Raw genomic sequence first — 6,461 nt, 5'->3', positions numbered from 1 at the left:
TTATAGATAAACCCTTACAAGTCAACCTTTCTGAGCGTTGTCTACTCTTGATTATACATTCACGATCGCCTTATTACAAGCCTAGACCTGTCTAAATAGAGCTTGCTGAAAAAGCCGACAGAGCGATTCTGGAGGCTATCCGGTATACACAATGGTAGTTTTATCGCTGCGATCGCCAATCTACCCAGAAATTTTCCACGAAAATGCAAGAGTTTTGAGCGACTCGGGGCAATAACCTTATTTTAGCTTATCTTTTTTCTACCTCTCAACCAATACGTTACCATTTCCCCTTTTCCTTTAATTTGAATTGTTCCTCTTTTTTCCAAATCAAATGTATCTTTTAAACGGGCATAAGTTGCTTCTGTCACTTGAATTGCAGAAGGTTCTCCCGATGATTCCATACGCGAAGCAATATTCACCGCATCTCCCCACAGATCGTAAATAAATTTCTTTTTACCAATTACCCCTGCAACCACAACACCGGTATTAATTCCAATCCGAATTTGCAAAGATTGTTCGTATTTTTGTTGAAATTTTTCTACAGCATTTTGCATCGCTAATGCCATATCTGCCATCGCTTCTGCATGATCCGACCTAGGAAGAGGTAAACCTGACGCAATCATGTAAGCATCACCAATTGTTTTAATCTTCTCTAACGCAAATTCATCGACTAATTTATCGAACTGGGAAAAGATTTCATTGAGTAACTTGACCAATTCAATCGGGGATAATTGAGCAGATAAAGCCGTAAAACCAACAATATCGGCAAATAAAATAGTCACTTCATCAAAATGTTCCGCGATCGCACTTTGGTCACTTTTTAGAGTTTGAGCAATGGCATGGGGCAAAATATTAAGTAACAATTGTTCGGCTTTTTCTTGTTCTTCTTCTAATCGTTTTTGTTTTTTCTCTAATTCTTGTTCGCTGATTTCTAGAGAAGATAGCATCCAATTAATTGTATTAGCAAGAGAGTTTAATTCATCTTTGCCTGGGATTGAAATTCTTCGAGAGAGATCGCGAGTTTTGCCAATTTTTCGGACGGTTTTACTAACATGGCTCAATCGTAATAAAATCATTCTTTCCAGAAGAACAATCATGCCAATACTAAAAATAATGCCAACAATAAATAAAGAAAAAATCAAATAGTATAAGCTCTTTTGACCTTGATGATAAATATCACGAGGGGTAGTAACTTGTAAAAGAAATATCGGTCGATCGTAAAGATCGCGAAATATTGTATAACCGGAAATTTCTTCAGCATTGAGTGTTTGAGTTAAGATTGCAGTTTCATTAGGGTTTAAATTCTCTTGTTTCTCTAACCGATCGCGAAGGGATTGTAAGTTTTCTGGAAGTGGGCGATCTTCTAAAGGATAAATCTTTAAAGAGAGTTGAACTTGCTTGGCAATTTCTTGCATTCTTTCGTCATCGATATAGCGTCCAAATGCTAAAGTTCCGCGAATAGGTTTGTTTTTTTCACTGTTTAAAATTGAATGTGCCGCAAGGATTGCAATCTGTTTATTTAATACGAAAAATCCTTTAATACTGCTATCAGAACCCTCACTAGACAAGCGAAGACGATTGGGAGATAGCTGTTGTGTCAGAATGGGAGGAATAGTAACATTTCGATTGATTTCTCCGTCGTAAAATTCCGTGGCAAAAACAAGTTTTCCTTGCAGATCGAGAATAGAAACAAAATTAAAATCTAATTTTTCGATGGTTGGAGGACGTAAATCGGTACTTAGAAAACTCGGATCGCGAGTGTTAACAAAATTGTAGGTATTATCCCAATGAGACCAATCCTCTGCTAGAATATTGAGGAGAGAAAGTTCTTTTTGAAAAACGGCGATCGCTCTTTGTACATTCTGACGAGTATCTTGTTTTTCGAGTTGCGAAAAACTGCTTAAAAAAACAAGGGATAAACTGATGGAAAGAACGGCAATTAAACCGGTTAGGAGGCTGCCGATCGCAATTAAGGTTTTTTGTCTAAGGTACATGGGCAATTAAGGTGCGAATATAATTATCTTTCTTCCCTCATTAATAACCAATATCCCGTATAATTCGCATTAAAATTATCGGGTTGGATGAGAAGAAAATGTAACCCCTGACTCTGTTGCAATCTTTGTTGATATTGTTGGGCAGCATGAGAGACTTCTGGATCGGAAAAAGTCTGGAGAATCCAGCGATCGCATAATCCTGCTTCTAACACAATTCCCCCAGATAATCCAACTTCCGTGGGAATATAATCTAGGCAATAAGGTCGGACTTCTTGCAACCAACGAGCTAGTTGCATCGATCGCCGCCCACCTTCAATAATAATACCAGGAAGGAGAATAGAGGAAGCTAGACCGAGTTTAACCGGATCGAAGTCGTCGGGAATATCGAGAATGGGAATCGGGCGATCGCGAAATTTCCTGACGCTTTCCTCCGCAGGTAAATTTGCAAAACGCCATCTTTCCCCCCAAAGGCGATCGGGAAGGGGCTGAGGGGGCGGTTTTATGACGCTTACAGACTCATGGCGCTGTCTCAGGAGTTGTTTGATGGCGATCGCGTGTCGCGTGGTTTCTAGGGGAATTTCCAGTTGTTTCGCAACTTCTGCCAATAAGTTAGCGCATTGAGGGCGAAAGACTTGGAGGCGATCGGGGGATTTTTGGCTAATCTTTTGCCATTGAACCGCGAGCCAATCGATATTAATCTCTTGTTGGGGACAAGTTGCTGTATGGATGAGATTTCCTTGGCGATCGCAGATTATCAATTCCCAGATTGCTTGGGTTTCGGTACTTAAACGGGAAGATTGATAAAGATCGACTTGCCAAATTGTCATGAGTGGATGCTGAGTAATTGGATAATGGGGAGAAAAAATGCTTGCCTATCTCTTTCCAAGTGCGATATGATTATAAATTGTGTCGAATTTAGACAAAACCATGCCCAAATTGAAAACTCGTCGAGCCGCCGCTAAACGTTTTAGAGCGACTGGAACCGGTAAAATTCGCCGTCGCAAGGCCAATAAAAACCACTTACTCGATCATAAATCCGCCGAACGCACCCGCCGCCGTCTCTCTAATTTATCATTGGTACACGAGAGCGATGAAAAAAATGTGCATTTGATGATGCCGTATATGTAGATTTTTGCGGAATTGGCTCAAGTGCGATCGCGCTGATGCGAATTCTACTTTTTTTCTTCTTTTCCCATTGTTCCACCTTATTAAAACGGGTACATTAAAACCATGACTAGAGTAAAACGCGGCAATGTTGCCCGCAAGCGCCGTAAGAAAATCCTCAAAATGGCGAAAGGGTTTAGAGGTTCTCACTCTAAGCTATTTCGCACCGCTAATCAGCAAGTAATGAAGGCATTGCGATCGGCTTATCGCGATCGCCGTCGTCGCAAGCGCGATTTTCGTCGTCTCTGGATCGTGCGGATTAATGCCGCCGCCAGACTACACGATATCAGCTACAGTCAACTGATGGGCAAGTTAAAGAAAGCCGATATTCAAATCAATCGGAAAATGTTGGCTCAATTGGCAGTTGCCGATCCTGAAGCCTTTACCAAGGTAGTTGAATTAGCAGTTCAGTAAAGTTATTCATATCAATATAATCGTCAGAGTCTTTTATTCTGACGATTTTTTTGTCTCGCAATCAAATTGCAGGTGCTGGCGATATTCTAAAGATGCGATCGCGATCGTAAAATAAATTCAGTCAAGTATGAATACAAATCTTTGTTACAATCTTCTCCTAGCTCGTTAAGATACATAGTATATTTGTCTTAAAAGAGTTGTTGTAATTAAGTAAAGGAGAGGATATCATGCAACTGAATGAATTGCTTGGCATCCTTAATTATGAGGGTTCTGAGAATTATATTGCAACAGATCGCCCGCGCAGTAATCCTCATCCCTCTACAGAACATCTCTTTCGTGCAGCCCATAAAGCCGGAGTTCAAGGAACTTATGTTTTTAGGACAAGTCCTCCCAGTGACGAGATATTACCTCGGCGATCGGTAGTTTGCGTTGCTGAAGCCAAGACAGAAGAAGAAGCCAGAGAAATTCATTGTAAGCTATGGAATCTTGGTTATGTTCCCTTTTTAGTTGTCGTTCTTCCCTATCAAATTAGAGTTTATACGGGATTTGATTATTCTGCTAAAACGAAAGAACGAGGATTGATCGGTACAGTTAATGAAATTTCTCAGATCGAGAAACAATTAGATTATTTATTTGCAGAATCGATTGACTCGGGTAATATTTGGAAAGTCCAAGCAGAAAATTTAACTGTAGATCGCCGAGTTGATGTTCATTTATTAAACAATCTCGAAAAGCTCGGCAAGCGACTCACAAACAAGGGTTTAGAATTATCTATCGCTCATGCTTTGATTGGTAAATATGTCTATATTCGCTATCTGCGCGATCGGGGAATTCTTTCAGATCGATGGCTAGAGGAAAAGCAAATCAATCTTGATAGTGTTTTGAGTCGAAATGCGACTTTACAAGGCTTAAGACGTATTATAGAAGTTTTAGAAGAGCGTTTTGAAGGTGATATTTTTCCTTTACCTTTGTCTGGAAAGAATGCACCTTCGGATGAGAAAATTCGCTTAGTTGCTTCTGTTTTTAAAGGTGACGACATCGAATCAGGACAACTTCATCTTGATTTTGAGGCATATAAGTTTGAATATATTCCCATTGAATTACTTTCGTCAATATACGAGCAGTTCTTACGCAGCCAAGGAAAAAGTAAAAAGCATGGCGCAATCTATACTCCCGAACCATTGGCCGATTATATGATATCTGAATTGAATTCTGTAAGACCTTTAGAAAAAGGTATGAAAATTCTCGATCCTTGCTGTGGTTCAGGAATTTTCCTTGTGCTTGCATATCGTCGATTAATTGAAAAAGAAGCTCAAAAGAATTTTTATGAAAGAGTTTCTCCTGAAAAAGTAAAAGAAATTCTCTTAGAAAGTTGCTATGGGGTTGAACGAAATCGAGATGCTTGTTATATCACTGAATTCAGCTTAATTCTCACAATGCTGGACTATATAGATCCTCCCGATTTACATAAAAATCAAGATTTTAAATTTCCTAAATTACATAATGAGAGAGTTTTTGAATGCGATCTATTTGACGATCTCTCTAAATTTTGGAAAAGAAATGAAAAATTTGATTGGATTATCGGAAATCCTCCTTTTATAGAACTGAAAAAAGAAACGAAAGGAGAAGAATATATCCGAAATTGGCTGAAAACTTATTCTCAAAAAACAGTTACAGGAAACCGAGTTTGTGAAGCATTTACTTGGAGAGTTACCGATCTGCTGAAATTGGAGAAAACAATTGGTTATGTCGCTTTACTTATTCATGCACCCAGTCTTTTTAATGGTGAATCTGAAAAATATCGCAAAGATTTTTTTCAACAACATGAAATTAGAAGAGTAACAAATTTTTCTCATTTAGCAAGAGTATTATTTTATAAACGAGCAAAAGTTGCTGTGGCTACAATTGTTTATAAAATAGGAAATGCAGACGGTATTAAACCTAACTTCATTCATTATGCTCCTTTTAGAATAAATCAAATTTCTAATAAGTCGTGGCAAGAAGAGCGACAAAATCAAACTTGGACAATTACAATTAATGAAAATGAGATTCAAGCAATATCTCACAATGATATTGAAACAGGAGAGATGTTGCCGTGGAAATTAGCGTTATGGGGAAGCTATAGAGACAAAAAAATTATACAACGTTTGAATCGATTGTTTTCTAAAACAATTGGAGAACTATGTAAAGAAAAAGGATGGAATATTACATCAGGATTAGAATGGAAAGATATTTCTAAATTAAGTGTTGAAAAACAAAGTGAAGTTGTTAGAGAGTCTTCATTAATAGATAAACAATTGCTGAATATTGAGGCAATGAATAAATCATCATTTATTTATAGTGTGCCAAAAAAAATACTCAAAAAAATGACAGAACGAAATTGTTATATTAGAAGACCAGCAGGATTAAGACTAATTTCTGCTCCCCATTTAGTCATTCATCCTAATTTTATAGCTTACAGCGATCTAGATTTTGTAATTCCTAATCCTCATGTAGGAATTTCGGGGAAACCGAGTGACGCTCAATATTTACAGTCACTTACTATTTTCTTGAATTCAAGTCTCATTAAATATTATCTTTTTTTTGTTAGTCCTGCATGGGGAATTGGTAGACATAGAATTGACCTCAAACCGACAAAAAAAATCCCTGTTCCCGATTTTACAGATAAGCAAATGAATGAACTATCTAAATTTTATCTGCAACTAGAAGAATTAGAAAATTCTGAGAGATTTGCAGAAATAAGTCAAGATATGATAGATCGAAAAATAGAAGAAGTTTTTAATATTTCTCCAAATATTAGAACAATTACTAGAGAATTTTGGAAGGTTCGTTTTAGTTTAAACGAAGGGAAAATTGTTGGTACGGCTACCGATTTACCGACTCAAGAAA

At 37.7% G+C, this 6,461-nt stretch carries 5 protein-coding genes; 3 read left to right on the top strand and 2 right to left on the bottom strand.

From position 1 onward, the window contains the following. Window positions 1–242 precede the first annotated feature (242 nt). Both VB714_RS14190 and VB714_RS14185 read right to left on the bottom strand, forming a co-directional pair. A complete protein-coding gene (locus VB714_RS14190; RefSeq protein ID WP_323225232.1) occupies window positions 243–1,994 on the bottom strand; it encodes an adenylate/guanylate cyclase domain-containing protein in 1,752 nt (583 codons plus the stop codon). Between the two features lie 23 nt (window positions 1,995–2,017). Beyond that, window positions 2,018–2,821 (bottom strand): Tab2 family RNA-binding protein, encoded by an 804-nt coding sequence (locus VB714_RS14185; protein ID WP_323225230.1) that lies wholly within the window; start codon window positions 2,819–2,821, stop codon window positions 2,018–2,020. Between the two features lie 100 nt (window positions 2,822–2,921). On the opposite strand from VB714_RS14185, the gene rpmI reads away from it, so the two are divergent. The 3 genes from rpmI to VB714_RS14170 form a co-directional block, all read left to right on the top strand. Then, a complete protein-coding gene (rpmI, locus tag VB714_RS14180; RefSeq protein ID WP_204102072.1) occupies window positions 2,922–3,122 on the top strand; it encodes a 50S ribosomal protein L35 in 201 nt (66 codons plus the stop codon). A 102-nt stretch (window positions 3,123–3,224) separates the two neighbouring features. After that, window positions 3,225–3,572, top strand: coding sequence for a 50S ribosomal protein L20 (rplT, locus tag VB714_RS14175; protein WP_204102063.1), 348 nt, complete (start codon window positions 3,225–3,227; stop codon window positions 3,570–3,572). Between the two features lie 578 nt (window positions 3,573–4,150). After that, on the top strand, window positions 4,151–6,461 hold a 2,311-nt coding region (locus tag VB714_RS14170), incomplete at its 3' end, for an HsdM family class I SAM-dependent methyltransferase (RefSeq protein WP_323225228.1).

The sequence above is a fragment of the Spirulina sp. 06S082 genome (assembly GCF_034932145.1).
In the GTDB taxonomy this organism is placed as follows: domain Bacteria; phylum Cyanobacteriota; class Cyanobacteriia; order Cyanobacteriales; family Spirulinaceae; genus CCY15215.
Note: the sequence above shows the minus strand (reverse complement) of the source record. Positions and strands in the feature narration are given on the sequence as shown.